Genomic DNA, 16,632 nt, shown 5'->3' with positions numbered 1-16,632 from the left:
GATCGGGATGCCTCATCCCAAAACGGCAGCCCTCACCGGCCGGACTCCCGGGGCGGGCGCTCCAGCAGTGCGAAGGACGCCCCCTGATTGTCGGTGACGACGGCCGCTCTGCCGTAGGACGTCTCGAAAGGTGGCGCCTGGACCCGCCCGCCGAGCCGGTTCACCGTCCCCAGGGCGGTCTCGCAGTCCGCGACCTGGAAGTGGACGAGGAAGTGCGGCGGCATCTCGGCCGGGAAGACGTCGGAGACGGGGGCGCGACCGAAGTCGGGCACGGCGTCCGGCCCGAACAGCGCGTCGTGGAAGAGCCCGCCGTAGAAGGTGTTGGCGGCCTCGGTGTCGCGGGAGTACAGCTCCGCCCAGCCGAAGGTGCCCACCTCGTGCCGGACGCCGAAACCGCTGTGGCTCTCCGGCTCCCACAGGCCGAAGACGGCGCCGTCCGGGTCGGTGACCAGGGCGCTGATACCGAGGTCGCCGACCGGCATGGGGGCGGTGACGACCTGTCCACCGGCCGCCCAGACCCGGTCCGCCAGGCCCTCGATGTCGGGGGTGGCGAAGTACACCGTCCACACGGTGGGCATCCGCCCGTCCGTCTTGTGCGCGAGCGCGGCGACCGGCTCGCCCTCGCGCAGGGCCCACACAGCCCCGCCGTACCGCTGCTCCTCGAAGGTCCACCCGAAGAGCTCACCGTAGAACCGCTTGCCCGCCTCGACGTCGGGAAGCTGTGCGTCCACCCAGCACGGGACGCCCTCTCCGTACGCGGATGCCCTGTTTTCGGCCATACCGCCAAACTAACGGCGACTCACGCACCCCGCAGGACCAGGCACACCCGTCTCCCGAAGCCCGTGCACCCCATTTGCAGTCGGCCGAATCGCGCTCCGATCACCCCTCGGTAAGCTGACGGCATGACAGGACAAGTGCGTACCGTCGACGGCCGCGTGGCCGGCCGGCGTGGGCAGGCGACCCGGCAGAAGCTGCTCGACTGCCTCAGCGAGATGCTCAGCTCCTCCCCTTACCGGGACGTCAAAGTCATCGATGTCGCCCGGAAGGCGGGCACTTCGCCCGCCACCTTCTACCAGTACTTCCCGGACGTCGAAGGCGCCGTCCTGGAGATCGCCGAGCAAATGGCCACCGAGGGCGGGCAGTTGACCGCTCTGCTGGAGGGCCGGTCGTGGGTCGGCAAGGCCGGCTGGACGACCGCGCAGGAACTCGTGGACGGGTTCCTGGAGTTCTGGCGCAAGAACGACGCCATCCTCAGGGTCGTCGATCTCGGTGCCGCCGAGGGCGACAAACGGTTCTACAAACTCCGTATGAAGATCCTGAACTCGGTGAACAACTCCCTGGCCGATTCGGTGGCCGAGTTGCAGTCCAAGGGCAAGGTCGACAAGGACGTGAACCCGGCGGCGGTCGCCGGTTCACTGGTCGCGATGCTCGCGGCCGTCGCCTCGCACCAGAAGGGCTTCCAGACCTGGGGCGTCAAACAGGCCGAACTCAAGCCGAACCTTGCGCTGTTGGTCCACCTGGGCGTGACCGGAAGGAAGCCCACCAAGTAGGACCGAGGGTTTTTTCAGGCACCAAGTCCTGTCTGGCGGGCGGCGGTTCACACGGGTGAGCTGCCGCCCGCTGTTTCATGCAGGCAGCGGCCTGTCCTTCACCACGTGCTTCATCACCAGGGTCGACGTCAGCCGCTGCACCCCCGGCAGCGTCGCCAGCCGCTCGTCGTAGAGCCGTTGATAGGCCGCGAGGTCCGCCGCGACCACCCGCAGCAGATAGTCCGGCTCCCCGAACAGCCGCTGCGCCTCCTGCACGCCCGCCACCTCGGTGAGCGCCCGCTCGAACTCGGCGACCGTGTCCCGGTCCTCCTGTCGCATGGTGACGAAGACGAGCGCCTCGAAGTTCAGCCCCACGGCGGCCGGCTCCACGACCGCGCGATAGCCACTGATCGCCCCCGCCCGCTCCAGCTCGCGCAGCCGCCGATGGCAGGGCGAGACGCTCAGCCGCACCCGCCCGGCCAGCTCGGTCACGGTCAGCCGCCCGTCCTGCTGGAGCTCGGCAAGAATTTTCCGGTCCACGTCGTCCATGGGGCAGATCTTCCCCCAGAACCAGCGATCCCGGGGAAACTTCAGGAACACTTTCGGGCCAATCGCGCCTAATGTCCCCAGCATGGACATCGGACTGCTGCTCTCCTTCCTCGCCGTCGACCTGCTGCTGATCTGCGTACCGGGCGCCGACTGGGCTTATGTGATCGCGGCCGGGGTGCGCGGGCAGTCGGTGGGGCGGGCCGTGGCGGGGCTGACGGCCGGGTACGCGCTGCACACCGCGCTGGCGGTGGCGGGCCTCGCCGTCCTGGTCGCGAGCTCCCCGGGGCTGCTCACCGGCCTGACCGTGGCGGGCGCCGCGTATCTGGTGTGGCTGGGCTGGACCGTCCTGCGCCGCCCGGCGGCCCCGGAGGCGGACAGCGAGGAACGCGGCGGCCTGTTCCTGCGCGGCGCCGCGATCAGCGGCCTCAACCCCAAGGCGCTGCTGCTCTACCTCTCCGTGCTCCCGCAGTTCCTGGCCACGGAGGACAGCCACCCGCCGGTCGCCGTCCAGACGGCCGTGCTCGGCCTCCTCCACATGGCCGGCTGCACCGCCGTCTATCTGACGGTCGGCGCCCTGTCCCACCGCCTCCTGTCCGCCCGCCCCCGCGCGGCCCGCGCGGTCACCCGCACCTCGGGCGCGGCGATGCTGGGCATCGGCACGCTCCTGCTGGCCCAGCACGCCCTGTGACTAGGCCGTGTCTTTCGGATCACCCCGGGGCCGCGGGGCTCACTGGCACCGGTTCAGCACCGTCGCTCCGAGTCGGGCTGATCCGAAAGACACGACCTAGCGGCGAGTGATCCGGAAGACCCGTATCTCCCGCTCCACCCGGGCCTGATACGTGGCGTACGGCGGCCAGAACGCCAGCAGCCGCTTCCATACGGCCGCCCGCTCCTCCCCCGCCAGCAGCCGGGCCCGCACCGGGATGTCCGTGCCCTTCCAGCTGATGTCGGCGTCCGGGTGGGCGAGGAGGTTGGCGGTCCAGGCGGGGTGGCCGGGGCGGCCGAAGTTGGAGCCGATGAGGATCCAGGTGCCGTCCGCCTCGGGCATGCAGGCGAGCGGGGAGCGGCGGGCCTGGCCGCTGCGGGCGCCCGTCGAGGTGAGGATGACGCCCGGCAGCATCTGGGCGCTGAGGATGACCCTGCCCCGGGTGAGCCGGTGGACGGCCCGGTCGAGGGCGGGGATGACATGCGGGGCGACCTTGGCGAACCCCCGCGTGGACGAAATGCGCTGCACCGTCTTCTCGCCGATCACACCGGCACCTCCGTCGCCGTGAACAGTGCCGCCGCGTCGGCGGCGTGCGCCCGCAGCCGGTGGACCGGCCCGAACAGCAGCTCGTCCCCGGCGGCCCGCTTGAAGTACAGCTGGACGTCGTGCTCCCAGGTGAACCCGATGCCGCCGTGCAGCTGGATCGCCTCACCCGCGGAGCTTCTGAGCGCCTCCAGGCCCTGCGCGAGGGCGAGCCCGCCGACGCGTTCCTCGTGGGTGGTGGCCCAGGCCGCGTAGTACGCCGCCGACCTGGCGGCCTGCACCCGCACATACACATCGGCCAGCCGGTGCTTGACCGCCTGGAAGGACCCGATCGCCCGGCCGAACTGCTCGCGCTGCTTGACGTACTCGACGGTCCGCTCCAGCACCCGGTCCGCGGCGCCGACGGCCTCGCAGGCGAGGACGGCGGCTGCGGCGTCCCCGACCCGGGCCAGCGCGCCGGGCACGTCCGCGTCCTCCTGGTCGCCATCGCCGAGCAAGTCGGCTTCGACATGCCGGAACTGGAGGCGGCCGAGTGCGCGCGTCGCGTCGAGTGCCGTCTGCCGGGTGCGGACGAGCCCGTCGGCGTCCCCGGCGACGAGGAAGAGGAGGGTGCGGGAGCGGGCGAAGCCTCCGGTGTGCGCGGCGACCAGCAGCAGGCCCGCGCGGTGTCCGTCGGGCACCGGCGCGACCTCCCCGTACAGCGTCCAGCCCGCGCCCGCCCGTCGCGCCTGCACGCCCCCGGCGCGTCCGCCGCCCGCCCAGTCCCCGCGGTTGTCGCCGGTGAGGGCGAGGCCCGCGGCCGGGGCGGCGAGGGCGGCGGTCAGGGCGCCGGAGGCGATTCGGGGCAGCAGGCCGGCGCGCTGGGCGTCGGTCCCGAGGGCCAGGATCAGCGGGGCGACGAGAACGGCGGTGGCGAGCAGCGGCGACGGTGCCAGTACGCGGCCCACCTCCTCGGCCGCGAGGGCGAGTTCGGTGGCGGAGCAGCCGACACCGCCGTATGCCTCGGGCAGGGCGAGTCCCGGCAGGCCGAGCTGTTCGGAGAGGGCGGCCCACAGGGCCGGGTCATGGCCGGCGGGGGTGTCGACGGCGGCCCGCAGCTCCTGTGCCCCGCAGCGCTTGTGCAGGAGTTCGCGCAGGGTGCGGCGGATCTCGTCCTGTTCGGCGGTGAAGCCGGCGTCCATGGCGACCCCTTCCCTCCGGATCTGACGGTCCGTCATATTAGGAGGGGTGGGTCGATAAGCACAGAGCGAGGGAGAGGTCATTCATGGCTGCCTCATTCATGAGGGCCGGCACCCGGAAGGTCGCCGTGGTCGGCGTCGCCCTCTCCGACTGCGGCCGGGTGGACGACGCGACGCCGTACACCCTGCACGCCCAGGCGGCCCGCCGAGCACTGGCGGACTCGGGGCTTGCGCGGTCGGTGGTGGACGGGTTCGCGTCGGCGGGCACGGGGGTGCTGGCGCCGGTGGAGGTGGCCGAGTACCTGGGCCTGCGCCCCACCTGGGTCGACTCCACGTCGGTCGGCGGCTCGACCTGGGAGGTGATGGCGGCCCACGCGGCCGACGCGATAGCCGCCGGGCACGCCAACGCCGTGCTGCTGGTCTACGGCTCGACGGCGAGGGCGGACATCAGGGCGGGCCGCCGGACCGGCAACCTCTCCTACGGCGCCCGGGGCCCGCTCCAGTTCGAGGTCCCCTACGGCCACACCCTGATCGCCAAGTACGCGATGGCGGCCCGCCGCCACATGATCGAACACGGCACGACCGTCGAGCAGTTGGCGGAGGTGGCGGTCCAGGCGCGGGAGAACGCGGCCCGGAACCCGGAGGCGATGTTCCGCGACCCGATCACGGTGGACGACGTCCTGTCCGGCCCGATGATCGCGGACCCCTTCACCAAGCTCCACTGCTGCCTCCGCTCCGACGGCGGCGCGGCGGTGCTGCTGGCGGCGGAGGAGTACGTGCCGGACAGCCGGGCGGCCCCCGCCTGGATCCTCGGCACAGGGGAGCACGTCTCCCACGCCACGATGTCCGAGTGGCCGGACTTCACGGTCTCCCCGGCGGCGGTGAGCGGCCGGCTGGCGTTCGAGCGGGCGGGCGTGCGGCCGAGCGAGATCGACCTGGCGGAGATCTACGACGCGTTCACCTACATGACGCTGGTGACGCTGGAGGACCTCGGCTTCTGCAAGAAGGGCGAAGGCGGGGCCTACGTCCAGGCACGCGAGCTTCCCGTGAACACGGACGGGGGTGGACTGTCGGCCCAGCATCCGGGGATGCGGGGGTTGTTCCTGCTGGTGGAGGCGGTACGACAGCTCCGGGGCGAGGCGGGCGAACGCCAAGTCCTGCGGAGGAACGGGGACTTGCCGGAACTGGCGGTGGCGTCCGGCACCGGGGGCTGGTTCTGCTCGTCGGGGACGGTGGTGCTGGGGCGGGGGTGAACCGTCATCCCGACACCCTGATCACGGCCGTGTCATTGCCCGCGTCCGGGTCGCGGCGGCCCACGTCCCAGGAGCTGAACGGCTTCTTGTTCTCCAGCGTCAGCGAGCCCTCGCCCGGTTCACCCAGGGTCATCGTGAACTCCAGGGCCTGGCTCTCCCCCGGCTCGAGGGCCTTCACGTCACAGGTGTAGGTGAAGCCGTTGCTCTCGCAGTACGGCTCGTAGACGCCGTCGTCGTACTCCGTCATGGGCTGCTTCCGCAGCGTCATGCCCAGCGGCGGCTCGAAGAGGAGGCGGACCGGGGAGCCGACGTCCGCGGGACCGTTGTTGTGGACCTCGATCTCGAAGGTCTTCTCGTCGCCCGGGTCGCCCTTGAGGTCCACCGCGGAGACCTCGTAGTCGGCGTAGGTGTCGAGGATGACGTTGGTGGAGCCACCGCCCGCCACGAAGGCGCCGCCCGGGTGCGTGCCGGTCGGCTGCGGCTCCAGGGCCGGGCCCTCCCCGTGGTCGCCGCCCTCGTGTACTGCGGCGTAATGCCCTGGACCCATGTCCAGTGCCCAGACGTCCTTGCCGTAGGAGGTGTACATCTGCGTCTCGGGTGTGCGGATGCGCAGGGCGGGGGTGAGGGTGACCGTCTCGCCGGGGTCGATCGTCAGGTGCGGGAACTCGCAGACCGCGAGGCTCCCCTTCTGCGGGTCCGGATAACGGCAGTTGGCATAGTGCGCGTCGAACTCCGTTCCGCTGACGCCCAGTTCCAGGCCGAGGCCGCGTGCCGGGACCTCGCCCGTGTTGCGGACCACGATCGGCTCGGTGAGCCGCGAGCCGGGGCGGACGTCGTCCACCGACTCCGGCGTCACCGCCTCCAGGACCGGCTCACCGACGACGAAGCGGGTCCGCGCGGTCAGCTTCGTGCCGCCCTTGGTCGTGTACGTGTACGTCACCACGGCCGAGTCACCGATCTTCGCCCCCTTGGCGGCCACCACCTTGGCGCGCGGAGCGTCGGCCCAGTTGCTGTAGTCACCGTCGACCTCGCAGGTGACATGCGTCGAACTCCCGGTACAGCCGCCGTACTTGCGGATCACCACCGTGTCCTCGGCACCCTCGGGCACCTCTGCGGTGAGGGTGCGCGCACCGGGGCCGCCGGTGTCCTCGGCCACCAGGGAGTACGGCATCTTGTCGTGCGGGCCCGCCTTGTCGCCCTGCGGGCGGAGGTAGAAGATCCCGGGCGCGGTGAGGGACGGGGACGTGTCATCCCCGGACCCGGCGCAGGCGGTGAGGGACGCGAGCAGGAGGACGGACGCGGCGCCGAGCGCCGTACCGGACATGCGTTTCACCATCGTCTCCCCTGCCCCAGTGGTTCCAGGCCCCAGGAAACACCCCCGCACCGCCTCGCAGGCGAGAATCGGGGCATGGAAACCCCGGATCTTCACGAGTCGCTGAGGTCGTTGCGGGTGTGGGACCCGGAGGTCACCACGCTGCCGGACTTCGACCCGGCCTCCGCGCCCCCGGCGCCGCTTGCCCTGTTCACCGCCTGGTTCACGGAGGCGGTGGCGGCCGGGCAGAGCGAGCCGCACACCATGTCCCTCGCGACCTCGGACGCGGCGGGCCGCCCGGACGTACGGACCGTGATGCTGCACGGCGCCGACGCGGACGGGTGGGCCTTCGCCAGCCACTCCCACAGCCGCAAGGGCGGACACCTGGCGGCCCGGCCGTACGCCGCCCTCGGCTTCTACTGGCCGGTCCTCGGCCGTCAGGTACGGGTGCGGGGGCCGGTGACCGCCGCGCCCTCCGTCGAGGGGCAGGCGGATCTGCACGCCCGGTCGACCGGCGCGCTCGCCGCCGCGCTCACCGGACGGCAGAGCGAGGTCCTGGGCTCGGTGGCGGAGCTGGCGCGCGCCTCGCGGGCGGCCTGGGAGCGGGCGCAGCGGGAGCCGGACGCTCCGGTGGCGTCCTGGACGCTGTACCGGCTCGTCCCCGAGGAGGTGGAGTTCTTCCAGGGGGACGCCAGGAGGCAGCACGTACGACTCCGTTACGGCCGTACCGAGGACGGCTGGACGCGGGAGCTGCTCTGGCCCTGAGGCGTCACCGGTCCGGGCCGGAGAAGTCGTAGACCGCGAAGTCGGCGACCCCGCGGTAGCCGACCCGCAGATACACGCCGTTGCTCGTCGGGTTGGCCAGGTCCGCGAACAGCAGCACCTCCTCGGCGCCGGCCTCCCGTGCGGCGCGGCTGACGGCGACGGTCGCGGCCCCGGCGTAGCCGCGTCCGCGCAGCTGCGGCGGGGTGTAGACGGGGCCGACGCGGACCTGCCCGGCGATCATGGGGTGGGCCGCGGCCAGGGAGACGGGGACACCGTCCGGGGTCTCCCAGAGCACCGCCCCACCGTGTTCGACGCGGGCGTCGGCCCAGGCCTCGGGGTCGCCGGCGCCGGTCTTGCCGACGTCGTCGAGGAAGCCGTCGAACCAGCGCACCAGCAGCTCCCGGTCCGCCTTGCCCGCGATCCGGGCCCGGCCCGGCGGCATCGGGTCGGGCGGTGTCAACGTGCCCAGCCGGTAGAGGCGTTGATGCTGGTAGAGGGCGGCCTCGGCGCCGGTGTGCCGCCGCCAGGCCTCGGCGAAGGCGACGGCGGTGCCGCGATCGGCGGAGACACCGGGGAGCCGGTGCCCGAGGTCGGCGAGGCGCGCGGCGAGGGCGGCGGCGTCCTCGGCCGCGAGGGGGGTGAGCGTCAGCCAGTGGGGCGGGGTGCGGAACCAGGCCGCCCGGGGGGCTCCGTCCCGTTCCAGCACGCCGAAGACGGGCGCCTCGTCGCCGTACGCCCTGGTCCCGTACGTGCTCAGCCGCTCGGTCACCGTCAACTGGACCGTGTGCAGCACCGGGCGGGAGCGCAGGAAGGTGCCGGCGCGGGCGAGGAAGGCGTCGAGGTTCTCGGTGATGTGCCAGCTCATCGCGGATCCCCCGGTTCCGGGTCGGTCGCCAGCCGGGCGTGCAGATGGACGTCACGGAAGGCGTCCAGGGTGCCCGACTGGAACATCGCACCCCGCAGGGTTCCCTCGTAGGGGTAGCCGCAGCGCTCGGCGACCCGGCAGGACGCCTCGTGGCCGAGGGCGTGGCCCAGTTCGAGGCGGTGCAGGCGCAGCTCGGTGAAGGCCCAGCGGGAGCCGAGCGCGAGGGCGCGGGCGGCGACCCGGTGGCCGCGCGCCTCGGGCAGCACCCAGTAGCCGACCCGGGCGACGCGCATGACGGGGTCGATCGCGTTGACGCCGAGATGTCCCAGCGTGGTGCCGCTCACCGCGTCCGCGACGCGGAAGGCCACGTTCTCGCCGTCCGCCATGCGTTCCGCCACCGCACGCAGTGAGGCGTGGGCGGCGTCGAGGTCGGTGACCGGTTTCAGTGGGGTGTTCCAGCGCCGGAACTCGGGGTCGGCGCGGGCGCGCAGCCAGGTGGCGGCATCGGCGTCGGACTCCGGGTCCCAGGGGCTCAACCGCAGCCCGTGTCCGAGCACTTCGAAGGCCGGGTGGGGACTCGGGGTCCGTTCGCGTGTAGGAGCCATCGGGCCATTGAATACCGGGGCGCCGGAAAAAGGGGGCAGTCGATCATCCCCGGGGCCGGAACACGGGGATCCCGTCGCGGAAGCCGACCTGGAGTCCCAGGCCCGCGCACAGGATCTCCGGCGGGGCGTCCACCACCTCCGTCATCATCCGCGGCCCTTCGGCGAGTTGGACGACGGCCGCGACGTACGGGGTGCGCTCGCCGAACGGCGGCAGGTCGTTGCGGTGGACGACGGACCAGGTGTAGAGCTCGGCCCGGCCGCTCGCCGGCCGCCACTGCACGTCCTCGCTCCAGCAGTGCGGGCAGAACTCGCGGGGGTAGTGGTGGGGGCGGTCGCAGGCGCGGCAGTGGCGGATCAGGAGGGTGCCGTCCGCCGCCGCGTCCCAGTAGGTACGGGTGAAGGCGTCGGCCTCCGGGACGTCGTGTCGTGCCGCGGTCATCAGAACCAGCCCAGCGCGCTGTCCAGCGACCACGTCTGCCAGGACATCCCGAACAGGCCGACCACCGAGATCAGCGCCATCATCGAGTTCTGCCCCTGCTCGGCCCAGTCGTGGATCATGAGCGTGAAGTAGAGGACGTTGAGCAGCAGCCCGCCGACCAGTGCGACGGGGGTGAGCAGGCCGAGGATCAGACCGAGGCCGAGAGCCAGTTCCGCGTAGGCGACGACGTACGCCATCGTCTTGGGGCGCGGCGTCACGACCACGTCGAAGCCGCTGCGGACCGGGGTCCACCGGTGCTTGGCGGCGATGTCCGCGGCCCAGGTGATCCCGCCGCCCTCGAACCACGTCTTCTTGTCCTTGTGCCGCCAGCTCTCCAGCCACCACAGCCCGAGGCCTATGCGCAGGACGGCCAGCCATTCCGCACCGGTGAGCCCGATCGTGTCCATGAGATCTGACGGTACGTCAGATAGGGGGCCGCGGGAAGCCTTGGATGTCCGCCGCCGATTCCCGCCTTCGCTTTCCATGAGAAACGGCTGTGTCCGGACCATGAAACTGTGCGTCCCCTCTGAATGACCCCGGATTGTTGGCAATTTTGTCGCCACTACGCCTAGGTTCGCAGACGTGAGCCGAATCCGAGGGAGTCGAACCGTGAAGCACAGGGCAGTCAAGCGCAGGACCGTCGTCATGGGCATCGGCGCTACGGCGGGGGTCGCGGCGGTCGGGGGCATCGCCCTGAACGCGAACGCGTCGAGCGAGGGCGCCGCCACGACCGACTCCGGCCTGGTCTTCGACCCCGAGGGCTACACCGAGAAGACCAAGACGATCACCGACACCGACGGCGACGACCACGAGGTGACGTACCACTTCTGGCAGGCCCTCACCTATGTCGCCAAGCCGGTCGACAAGACGTACCAGTGCCTGAACGTCAGCGTCCCGGTCAAGATCGACGGTACGGCGATCGACGCGAGCGACGCCCCGATCCTGTTCGCGAACTCCGTCGGCGGCTACATGCCCTCGGACGTCTCGACCGCCACCGAGGTCGGCGGCGCGAGCGCCGGGGGCGGCATGATGCCGGGCGGCGGCACGGGTTCCGCGGCACCGAGCGCCTCCGCGAGTGCCCCCGCCGCCGCGGGTGCGAACGGCAACACCAACGCCACCGGCGGCGCCCTGAACTCCAACCAGTTGCTCGCGCTGGCCGCCGGTTACGTCGTCGTCGAGCCCGGCGCCCGCGGCCGCACCCTGAAGAACGCCGACGGCGAGTACTACGGCACCGCCCCGGCCGTCATCGTCGACCTCAAGGCGGCGGTGCGCTACGTCCGGTCCAACAAGGGCCGTATCCCCGGCGACGTCGACCGGATCGTCTCCGCCGGCACCAGCGCGGGCGGTGCCGTCTCGGCGCTGCTCGGCGCCTCCGGCGACAGCAGGCTCTACGACAGCTACCTGGAGGAACTCGGCGCGGCCGACGCCTCCGACGCGATCTTCGCGACCGGCGCCTGGTGCCCGATCACCGACCTGGAGCACGCCGACGGCGCCTACGAGTGGAACTGGGGTGCCAACGCGCTCAGCACCGGCGCACAGGTCGACCAGACCGTCTCCAAGGCGCTCCGGTCGCAGTTCGCCGAGTACCAGGCGGGGCTCAGGCTGCGCGGTCTGAACGGCTTCGGCACGCTCACCGCTCGCAACTACGACGAGTACCTCCTCAAGCAGTACATGGAGCCCTCGGCGACCACCTACCTGGCCGCCCTCTCCGACTCCGAGCGCGCGACCTACCTCGCCGCCAACACCTTCCTCACCTGGTCCGGCGGCAGGGCGACCTTCACCTGGGCCGACTTCCTCACCCACGTCGGCGCCCGCAAGAAGGACGCCCCGGCCTTCGACGCCTTCGACCTGTCGGCCGGCGAGAACAACGAGTTCGGCGCGGGCACCACCCTCAGCCGTCACTTCACGGCGTACGGCGCGAAGAACGACACCACCGGCCTCAGCAGCAAGCGCGTGGCGAGCGACATCCCCGCGAAGCTCGACCTGATGAACCCGATGTACCACCTGGTGGAGAAGGTCAACGGCAAGCGCTCCAAGCACTGGTGGATCCGCCTCGGCACCAAGGACTCCGACACCTCGCACACGGTCTCCGCCAACCTCGCCGCCGCCGCGAAGGGACTCGGCGACGACGTGAACCACCTCTACTACTGGGACCAGGGCCACGGCGCCAACACCGACCCGGGCGACTTCATCACCTGGATCGCGAAGGTCACCGGCTACAAGGGCCCCAAGAAGAAGTAGCCTCCTGCCGCACGCCCCCCTGAACGCGGTGCCGGTTTCCCGTCATAAGAACCAGGCCACCGCACCCACGGCGCCGAGCCCCTCCACGAGTGGGCCCGGCGCCGTGGCGCATGCCCATGGGACCACCACAACCAGGCGCCCTACGCCACGAGCCCCACCCACACCTCCTACAGGCGTGATCAATCCGCAACCAATTCCGGTCTTGACCGAGACCCATCAACCTGGCGCGTGATTACGCTCGCGCTCATGGCCGACTCCACAGCGTCCTCCGCGCCCGCCGGCGCGGAGCCGAACACCGCCGCCCGCCCCGTGTACGTCATCGGCGGCGGCCCCGGCGGACTCGCCGCCGCGTACGCGCTGCGCGCCCAGGGCGTGCGCGCCGTCGTCCTGGAGAAGTCCGACCGCGTCGGCGCCTCCTGGCGGCGCCACTACGACCGCCTCCATCTGCACACCACCCGCCGTCTGTCCGGCCTGCCGGGCCTGGCGATGCCGCGCAGATTCGGGCGCTGGGTCTCCCGCGACAACGTGGTGCGCTATCTGGAGAAGTACGCCGAGCACCATGAGCTGGAGATCGTCACCGGCGTCGAGGTCTCCCGCGTCGAGCGCGCCGCCGACGGCACCGGCTGGCTGCTGCGCGCCACCGGCGGCCGTGAACTGACCGGCGCCGCGGTGGTCGTCGCCACCGGCTACAACCACACCCCGCGGCTGCCCGAGTGGCCCGGCCGTGACGCCTACACCGGTGACCTGGTGCACGCCTCGGAGTACCGCAACCCCGAGCCCTACGCGGGGCGTGACGTGCTCGTGGTCGGCGTCGGCAACACCGGCGCGGAGATCGCCGTGGACCTGGTGGAGGGCGGCGCCTCCCGGGTGCGCCTCTCCGTGCGGACCGCCCCGCACATCGTCCGCCGCTCGACGGCCGGCTGGGCCGCCCAGTACACCGGCGTCCTCGTCCGCCGCCTCCCGGTCGCCCTGGTGGACCGCCTGGCGGGCCCCATGGCCAAGCTGAGCGTGCCCGACCTCTCCGCGCAGGGCCTGCCCCGCCCCGCCACCGGCCTCTACAGCCGGGTCAACGAGGGCGCCATCCCGGTCCAGGACGTCGGCCTCATCGACGCCGTCCGGGCGGGCAGGGTGGAGATCGTCGCCGCCGTCGAGGGCTTCGAGGACGGCAAGGTCGTCCTCGCCGACGGCGACCGCGTCGGCCCGGACGCGGTGATCGCGGCGACCGGTTACGTCCGCGCCCTGGACGGCCTGGTCGGCCACCTCAAGGTCCTCGACGCCCGCGGCAGACCGCAGGTCCACGGCGCCCACACCCCACCGCACGCCCCCGGCCTCTACTTCACCGGCTACACCAACCCCATCAGCGGCATGTTCCGCGAGCTGGCGATCGACGCGGAGAAGATCGCGAAGGCGATCGCGCGGACGGGGTCGGCGGCGCGGCTGGACGCGGTACGTACGTAGCGTGCCGCGCGGTGGGCCCGTCGTGCGGGTCCGCCCCGTTCCCAGCGTCTTTGTGCACGGCCATTCCTGACACCGCGTCAGTTCCTTTAATCTGACACTGCGTCAGTTAATCGCTGTCACACAGGAGCGGGCGGACCGATGCTTGGATCAACCCACGGCACCCTCACCACCGACTCCCGCCGGGCCCGGGCCATCGCATGCGGCGAGCAACCCGGGCCCGCCGTCCACGGCCGGCCGGCCGACGTCGACGACCTCGACGTCAGCGGCCGTCGGCTGTACGGCGACGTCCCCGACCTGGACCGCTTCTTCCGGCCGGAATCGGTCGCCGTGATCGGCGCCTCGGACACCGAGGGCCGCCCCAACACCGGCGTCACCCGCCAGCTCCTCGGCTGGGCCGAACGCGTCGGGGCCCGGCTGCACCCGGTGCATCCCAGCCGTCCGGAGGTGTTCGGCATCCCCTGCGTGGCGTCCGTCGCCGAGCTGCCCGAGCAGGTCGACCTCGCTGTCCTGCTGGTCGGCGACCCGCTTCCGGTGATCGAGGAACTCGCCGAGGCCAAGGCGAGGTTCGCGGTCGTCTTCGCCTCCGGGTTCGCGGAGACCGGCGAGGCGGGCGCCGCCGCACAGGCCCGGCTGGCCGCCGCCGTACGGCGGTCCGGGATGCGGCTGCTCGGCCCGAACACCAACCTCAACGCCTTCGAGCGGTTCCGCGACGACCTCGACGGACCGGCGATCGCCCTCATCACCCAGTCCGGACACCAGGGACGCCCCGTCTTCGCCCTCCAGGAGCTCGGCATCCGCCTCTCCCACTGGGCGCCGACCGGCAACGAGGCCGACCTGGAGACCGCCGACTTCCTCTCCTACTTCGCCGAGCAGCCGGACGTCGGCGCCATCGCCTGCTACGTCGAGGGCCTCAAGGACGGCCGCTCCTTCCTGCTGGCCGCCGACCGGGCCGCCCGCCGCAAGGTGCCGGTCGTCGCGGTCAAGGTGGGCCGCACCGAGACCGGCGCCCGCACGGCCGCCTCCCACACCGGCAAGCTGACCGGCGCGGACGCGGTGGTGGACGCGGCGATGCGGCAGTACGGCGTGATCCGCGTCGACGGTCTCGACGAACTCCAGGACACCGCGGCCCTGTTGGCCCGCGCCCGCCCGCCGCGCGCCGACGGGGTCGTCGTCTACTCGATCTCGGGCGGCACCGGCGCCCATTTCGCCGACCTGGCGACGGAGGCGGGGCTGAGGCTGCCGCCGCTCTCCGACGCCAAGCAGGCCGAACTGCACCAGTGGATACCGGAGTACCTGAACGTGGCCAACCCGGTCGACAACGGGGGCCACCCGGTCGGCGACCACCGCGGCCGGAAGATCATCGACGCGATCCTGGACGACCCGGCGGTCGGCGTGCTGATCTGCCCGGTCACCGGCCCCTTCCCGCCGCTCAGCGACAGGCTGGTCCAGGACCTGGTGGACGCGGCCGAGCAGACGGACAAGCTGGTCTGCGTGGTGTGGGGATCGCCGGTCGGCACCGAACCGGCCTACCGGGACGTCCTGTTGGGCTCCTCCCGGGTGGCCACCTTCCGCACGGTCGGCAACTGCGTCACGGCCGTCCGCGCCTATCTCGACCACCACCGCTTCACCGCCGCCTACCGCTCCCCCCTCGACGAGGCCCCGCGCACCACCTCGCCCTCCTTCCGCAAGGCGCAGGCGCTGATGCGCCCGGGCCAGCAGCTGAGCGAGCACGCGGCGAAGCAGCTGCTGCGGGCGTACGGCATCCGCGTACCGCGCGAGCAGCTGGTGACCAGCGCGGCGGCGGCCGTCCGCGCGGCGGGCCTGGTGGGCTATCCGGTGGTGATGAAGGCCTCCGGCGCGCAGATCGCCCACAAGACCGAGCTGGGCCTGGTGAAGATCGGCCTCACCTCCGCGAGCCAGGTCCGCGACGCCTACCGGGAGTTGACCGACATCGCCCGTTACGAGGGCGTCTCCCTGGACGGGGTGCTGGTCTGCCAGATGGTCGAGCGGGGCGTCGAGATGGTCGTCGGCGTCACCCACGACGACCTGTTCGGACCGACGGTCACCGTCGGGCTCGGCGGCGTGCTGGTGGAGGTCCTGCGCGACGTGGCCGTGCGCGTACCGCCGTTCACCGAGGAGCAGGCCAAGGACATGCTGGGGGACCTGCGGGGGCGGGCGCTGCTCGACGGGGTGCGGGGGCGGCCGCCGGCCGACATCGAGGCGCTCGTCGAGGTCGTCCTGCGGGTGCAGCGGATGGCCCTGGAACTCGGGGACGAACTGGCCGAGCTGGACATCAACCCGCTCATGGTCCTGCCGCGCGGCCAGGGCGCGGTGGCGCTGGACGCACTGGTGGTGTGCCGGTGAGCGACGACGTGCTGCACACCGTCACCGGTCAGGTCCTGTATCTCACCCTCAACCGGCCCGAGGCCCTCAATGCCGTGACTCCCGACCAACGCAATCTGCTGATCAGGCTGTTGGCAGAGGCCTCGGCCGACCCGGGGACGCGGGCCGTGGTCATCACCGGGACCGGGCGCGGCTTCTGCGCGGGCGCGGACCTGCGAGGTGGCGCGGCGTCCGGTGAGCGGGTCGCGGGGGACGTGGCGCGCGTGATCCGGCTGGGCGCCCAGCGTCTGGTCGCCGCGGTCCTCGACTGCGAGAAGCCGGTGATCGCGGCGGTGAACGGCACGGCGGCGGGCCTCGGCGCCCATCTCGCGCTCGCCTGCGACCTCGTGCTGGCCGCGGAGTCGGCGAAGTTCATCGAGGTGTTCGTACGACGTGGCCTCGTCCCCGACGGCGGGGGCGCCTATCTCCTGCCCCGCCTCGTCGGCCCGCAGCGCGCCAAGGAGCTGATGTTCTTCGGCGACGCCCTCACCGCCGCCGACGCCGAACGCCTGGGCCTGGTCAACCGGGTCGTCCCGGACGGGGAGCTGACGAAGACGGCCGCCGAGTGGGCCACCCGCCTCGCCGCAGGACCGACCCGCGCGCTCGCCCTCACCAAACAGCTGGTCAACGCCTCCCTCGACGCCGACCGCACCACCGCGTTCGCCGCGGAGGCCGCTGCGCAGGAGATCAACATGACGACGGCGGACGCGCGGGAGGGGGTGGCCGCGTTCGTGGCGCGGCGGAGCGCGGAGTTCAGGGGACGCTAGA

At 72.2% G+C, this 16,632-nt stretch carries 17 protein-coding genes; 8 read left to right on the top strand and 9 right to left on the bottom strand.

Annotated features, from left to right (window positions below):
• Positions 1 to 32 precede the first annotated feature (32 nt).
• Complete coding sequence (locus tag ACIHIX_RS28335) at positions 33 to 779, bottom strand: VOC family protein (protein ID WP_399960932.1); 747 nt, start codon at positions 777 to 779, stop codon at positions 33 to 35.
• Positions 780 to 914: 135 nt separating this feature from the next.
• Here ACIHIX_RS28335 and ACIHIX_RS28330 point away from each other — a divergent pair, with 135 nt between their 5' ends.
• Positions 915 to 1,550 carry a TetR family transcriptional regulator gene (locus ACIHIX_RS28330; RefSeq protein ID WP_399961448.1) on the top strand — a complete coding sequence of 212 codons (636 nt, stop codon included), beginning with the start codon at positions 915 to 917 and terminating at the stop codon, positions 1,548 to 1,550.
• Between the two features lie 75 nt (positions 1,551 to 1,625).
• Here the strand turns inward: ACIHIX_RS28330 and ACIHIX_RS28325 are convergent, their stop codons facing one another.
• Complete coding sequence (locus tag ACIHIX_RS28325) at positions 1,626 to 2,078, bottom strand: Lrp/AsnC family transcriptional regulator (protein ID WP_399960930.1); 453 nt, start codon at positions 2,076 to 2,078, stop codon at positions 1,626 to 1,628.
• A gap of 82 nt (positions 2,079 to 2,160) precedes the next feature.
• Between ACIHIX_RS28325 and ACIHIX_RS28320 the strand changes: the two genes are divergently transcribed.
• Entirely contained in the window at positions 2,161 to 2,766 is a 606-nt protein-coding gene (locus ACIHIX_RS28320; protein ID WP_399960928.1) for a LysE family translocator, read from the top strand.
• Between the two features lie 96 nt (positions 2,767 to 2,862).
• Here ACIHIX_RS28320 and ACIHIX_RS28315 read toward each other — a convergent pair whose 3' ends face one another.
• A complete protein-coding gene (locus tag ACIHIX_RS28315; RefSeq protein ID WP_399960926.1) occupies positions 2,863 to 3,330 on the bottom strand; it encodes a nitroreductase family deazaflavin-dependent oxidoreductase in 468 nt (155 codons plus the stop codon).
• Positions 3,327 to 4,508 carry an acyl-CoA dehydrogenase family protein gene (locus ACIHIX_RS28310; RefSeq protein ID WP_399961446.1) on the bottom strand — a complete coding sequence of 394 codons (1,182 nt, stop codon included), beginning with the start codon at positions 4,506 to 4,508 and terminating at the stop codon, positions 3,327 to 3,329. The genes ACIHIX_RS28315 and ACIHIX_RS28310 overlap by 4 nt, the downstream gene beginning before the upstream one ends.
• Before the next feature lie 98 nt (positions 4,509 to 4,606).
• Between ACIHIX_RS28310 and ACIHIX_RS28305 the strand changes: the two genes are divergently transcribed.
• Positions 4,607 to 5,758, top strand: coding sequence for a thiolase C-terminal domain-containing protein (locus ACIHIX_RS28305; protein ID WP_399961444.1), 1,152 nt, complete (start codon positions 4,607 to 4,609; stop codon positions 5,756 to 5,758).
• A 4-nt stretch (positions 5,759 to 5,762) separates the two neighbouring features.
• Here the strand turns inward: ACIHIX_RS28305 and ACIHIX_RS28300 are convergent, their stop codons facing one another.
• Positions 5,763 to 7,094, bottom strand: coding sequence for a hypothetical protein (locus ACIHIX_RS28300; RefSeq protein ID WP_399960924.1), 1,332 nt, complete (start codon positions 7,092 to 7,094; stop codon positions 5,763 to 5,765).
• A gap of 72 nt (positions 7,095 to 7,166) precedes the next feature.
• Here ACIHIX_RS28300 and ACIHIX_RS28295 point away from each other — a divergent pair, with 72 nt between their 5' ends.
• Positions 7,167 to 7,835 (top strand): pyridoxal 5'-phosphate synthase, encoded by a 669-nt coding sequence (locus tag ACIHIX_RS28295; RefSeq protein ID WP_399960922.1) that lies wholly within the window; start codon positions 7,167 to 7,169, stop codon positions 7,833 to 7,835.
• A 4-nt stretch (positions 7,836 to 7,839) separates the two neighbouring features.
• Here ACIHIX_RS28295 and ACIHIX_RS28290 read toward each other — a convergent pair whose 3' ends face one another.
• Genes ACIHIX_RS28290 through ACIHIX_RS28275 form a run of 4 tightly spaced genes read right to left on the bottom strand, consistent with a single transcriptional unit; the run spans position 7,840 to position 10,190 of the window.
• Complete coding sequence (locus ACIHIX_RS28290; RefSeq protein ID WP_399960920.1) at positions 7,840 to 8,700, bottom strand: GNAT family N-acetyltransferase; 861 nt, start codon at positions 8,698 to 8,700, stop codon at positions 7,840 to 7,842.
• On the bottom strand, positions 8,697 to 9,305 hold the full coding sequence (locus tag ACIHIX_RS28285) for a GNAT family N-acetyltransferase (RefSeq protein WP_399960918.1): 609 nt from the start codon (positions 9,303 to 9,305) through the stop codon (positions 8,697 to 8,699). The genes ACIHIX_RS28290 and ACIHIX_RS28285 overlap by 4 nt, the downstream gene beginning before the upstream one ends.
• 43 nt (positions 9,306 to 9,348) lie before the next feature.
• Positions 9,349 to 9,744, bottom strand: coding sequence for a Zn-ribbon domain-containing OB-fold protein (locus tag ACIHIX_RS28280; protein ID WP_399960917.1), 396 nt, complete (start codon positions 9,742 to 9,744; stop codon positions 9,349 to 9,351).
• On the bottom strand, positions 9,744 to 10,190 hold the full coding sequence (locus tag ACIHIX_RS28275) for a DoxX family membrane protein (RefSeq protein ID WP_399960915.1): 447 nt from the start codon (positions 10,188 to 10,190) through the stop codon (positions 9,744 to 9,746). The genes ACIHIX_RS28280 and ACIHIX_RS28275 overlap by 1 nt, the downstream gene beginning before the upstream one ends.
• Before the next feature lie 238 nt (positions 10,191 to 10,428).
• Here ACIHIX_RS28275 and ACIHIX_RS28270 point away from each other — a divergent pair, with 238 nt between their 5' ends.
• The 4 genes from ACIHIX_RS28270 (at position 10,429) to ACIHIX_RS28255 (ending at position 16,631) form a co-directional block, all read left to right on the top strand.
• A complete protein-coding gene (locus tag ACIHIX_RS28270; RefSeq protein ID WP_399961442.1) occupies positions 10,429 to 12,024 on the top strand; it encodes a subtype B tannase in 1,596 nt (531 codons plus the stop codon).
• Between the two features lie 246 nt (positions 12,025 to 12,270).
• Complete coding sequence (locus ACIHIX_RS28265) at positions 12,271 to 13,482, top strand: flavin-containing monooxygenase (RefSeq protein WP_399960913.1); 1,212 nt, start codon at positions 12,271 to 12,273, stop codon at positions 13,480 to 13,482.
• Positions 13,483 to 13,620: 138 nt separating this feature from the next.
• A complete protein-coding gene (locus ACIHIX_RS28260) occupies positions 13,621 to 15,846 on the top strand; it encodes an acetate--CoA ligase family protein (protein WP_399960911.1) in 2,226 nt (741 codons plus the stop codon).
• On the top strand, positions 15,837 to 16,631 hold the full coding sequence (locus tag ACIHIX_RS28255) for an enoyl-CoA hydratase/isomerase family protein (protein ID WP_399960909.1): 795 nt from the start codon (positions 15,837 to 15,839) through the stop codon (positions 16,629 to 16,631). Before ACIHIX_RS28260 ends, ACIHIX_RS28255 begins: the two co-directional genes overlap by 10 nt.
• Position 16,632 lies beyond the last annotated feature (1 nt).

It is taken from the genome of Streptomyces sp. NPDC051913 (genome assembly GCF_044593635.1).
In the GTDB taxonomy this organism is placed as follows: Bacteria; Actinomycetota; Actinomycetes; order Streptomycetales; family Streptomycetaceae; genus Streptomyces.
Note: the sequence above shows the minus strand (reverse complement) of the source record. Positions and strands in the feature narration are given on the sequence as shown.

Bases quoted from the DNA above. Each gene is read 5' to 3' on its own strand.
- ACIHIX_RS28335 (WP_399960932.1), bottom strand. From the start codon at position 779: ATGGCCGAAAACAGGGCATCCGCGTACGGAGAGGGCGTCCCGTGCTGG.
- ACIHIX_RS28325 (WP_399960930.1), bottom strand. From the start codon at position 2,078: ATGGACGACGTGGACCGGAAAATTCTTGCCGAGCTCCAGCAGGACGGG.
- ACIHIX_RS28320 (WP_399960928.1), top strand. From the start codon at position 2,161: ATGGACATCGGACTGCTGCTCTCCTTCCTCGCCGTCGACCTGCTGCTG.
- ACIHIX_RS28310 (WP_399961446.1), bottom strand. From the start codon at position 4,508: ATGGACGCCGGCTTCACCGCCGAACAGGACGAGATCCGCCGCACCCTG.
- ACIHIX_RS28305 (WP_399961444.1), top strand. From the start codon at position 4,607: ATGAGGGCCGGCACCCGGAAGGTCGCCGTGGTCGGCGTCGCCCTCTCC.
- ACIHIX_RS28300 (WP_399960924.1), bottom strand. From the start codon at position 7,094: ATGGTGAAACGCATGTCCGGTACGGCGCTCGGCGCCGCGTCCGTCCTC.
- ACIHIX_RS28295 (WP_399960922.1), top strand. From the start codon at position 7,167: ATGGAAACCCCGGATCTTCACGAGTCGCTGAGGTCGTTGCGGGTGTGG.
- ACIHIX_RS28290 (WP_399960920.1), bottom strand. From the start codon at position 8,700: ATGAGCTGGCACATCACCGAGAACCTCGACGCCTTCCTCGCCCGCGCC.
- ACIHIX_RS28285 (WP_399960918.1), bottom strand. From the start codon at position 9,305: ATGGCTCCTACACGCGAACGGACCCCGAGTCCCCACCCGGCCTTCGAA.
- ACIHIX_RS28280 (WP_399960917.1), bottom strand. From the start codon at position 9,744: ATGACCGCGGCACGACACGACGTCCCGGAGGCCGACGCCTTCACCCGT.
- ACIHIX_RS28275 (WP_399960915.1), bottom strand. From the start codon at position 10,190: ATGGACACGATCGGGCTCACCGGTGCGGAATGGCTGGCCGTCCTGCGC.
- ACIHIX_RS28270 (WP_399961442.1), top strand. From the start codon at position 10,429: ATGGGCATCGGCGCTACGGCGGGGGTCGCGGCGGTCGGGGGCATCGCC.
- ACIHIX_RS28265 (WP_399960913.1), top strand. From the start codon at position 12,271: ATGGCCGACTCCACAGCGTCCTCCGCGCCCGCCGGCGCGGAGCCGAAC.
- ACIHIX_RS28260 (WP_399960911.1), top strand. From the start codon at position 13,621: ATGCTTGGATCAACCCACGGCACCCTCACCACCGACTCCCGCCGGGCC.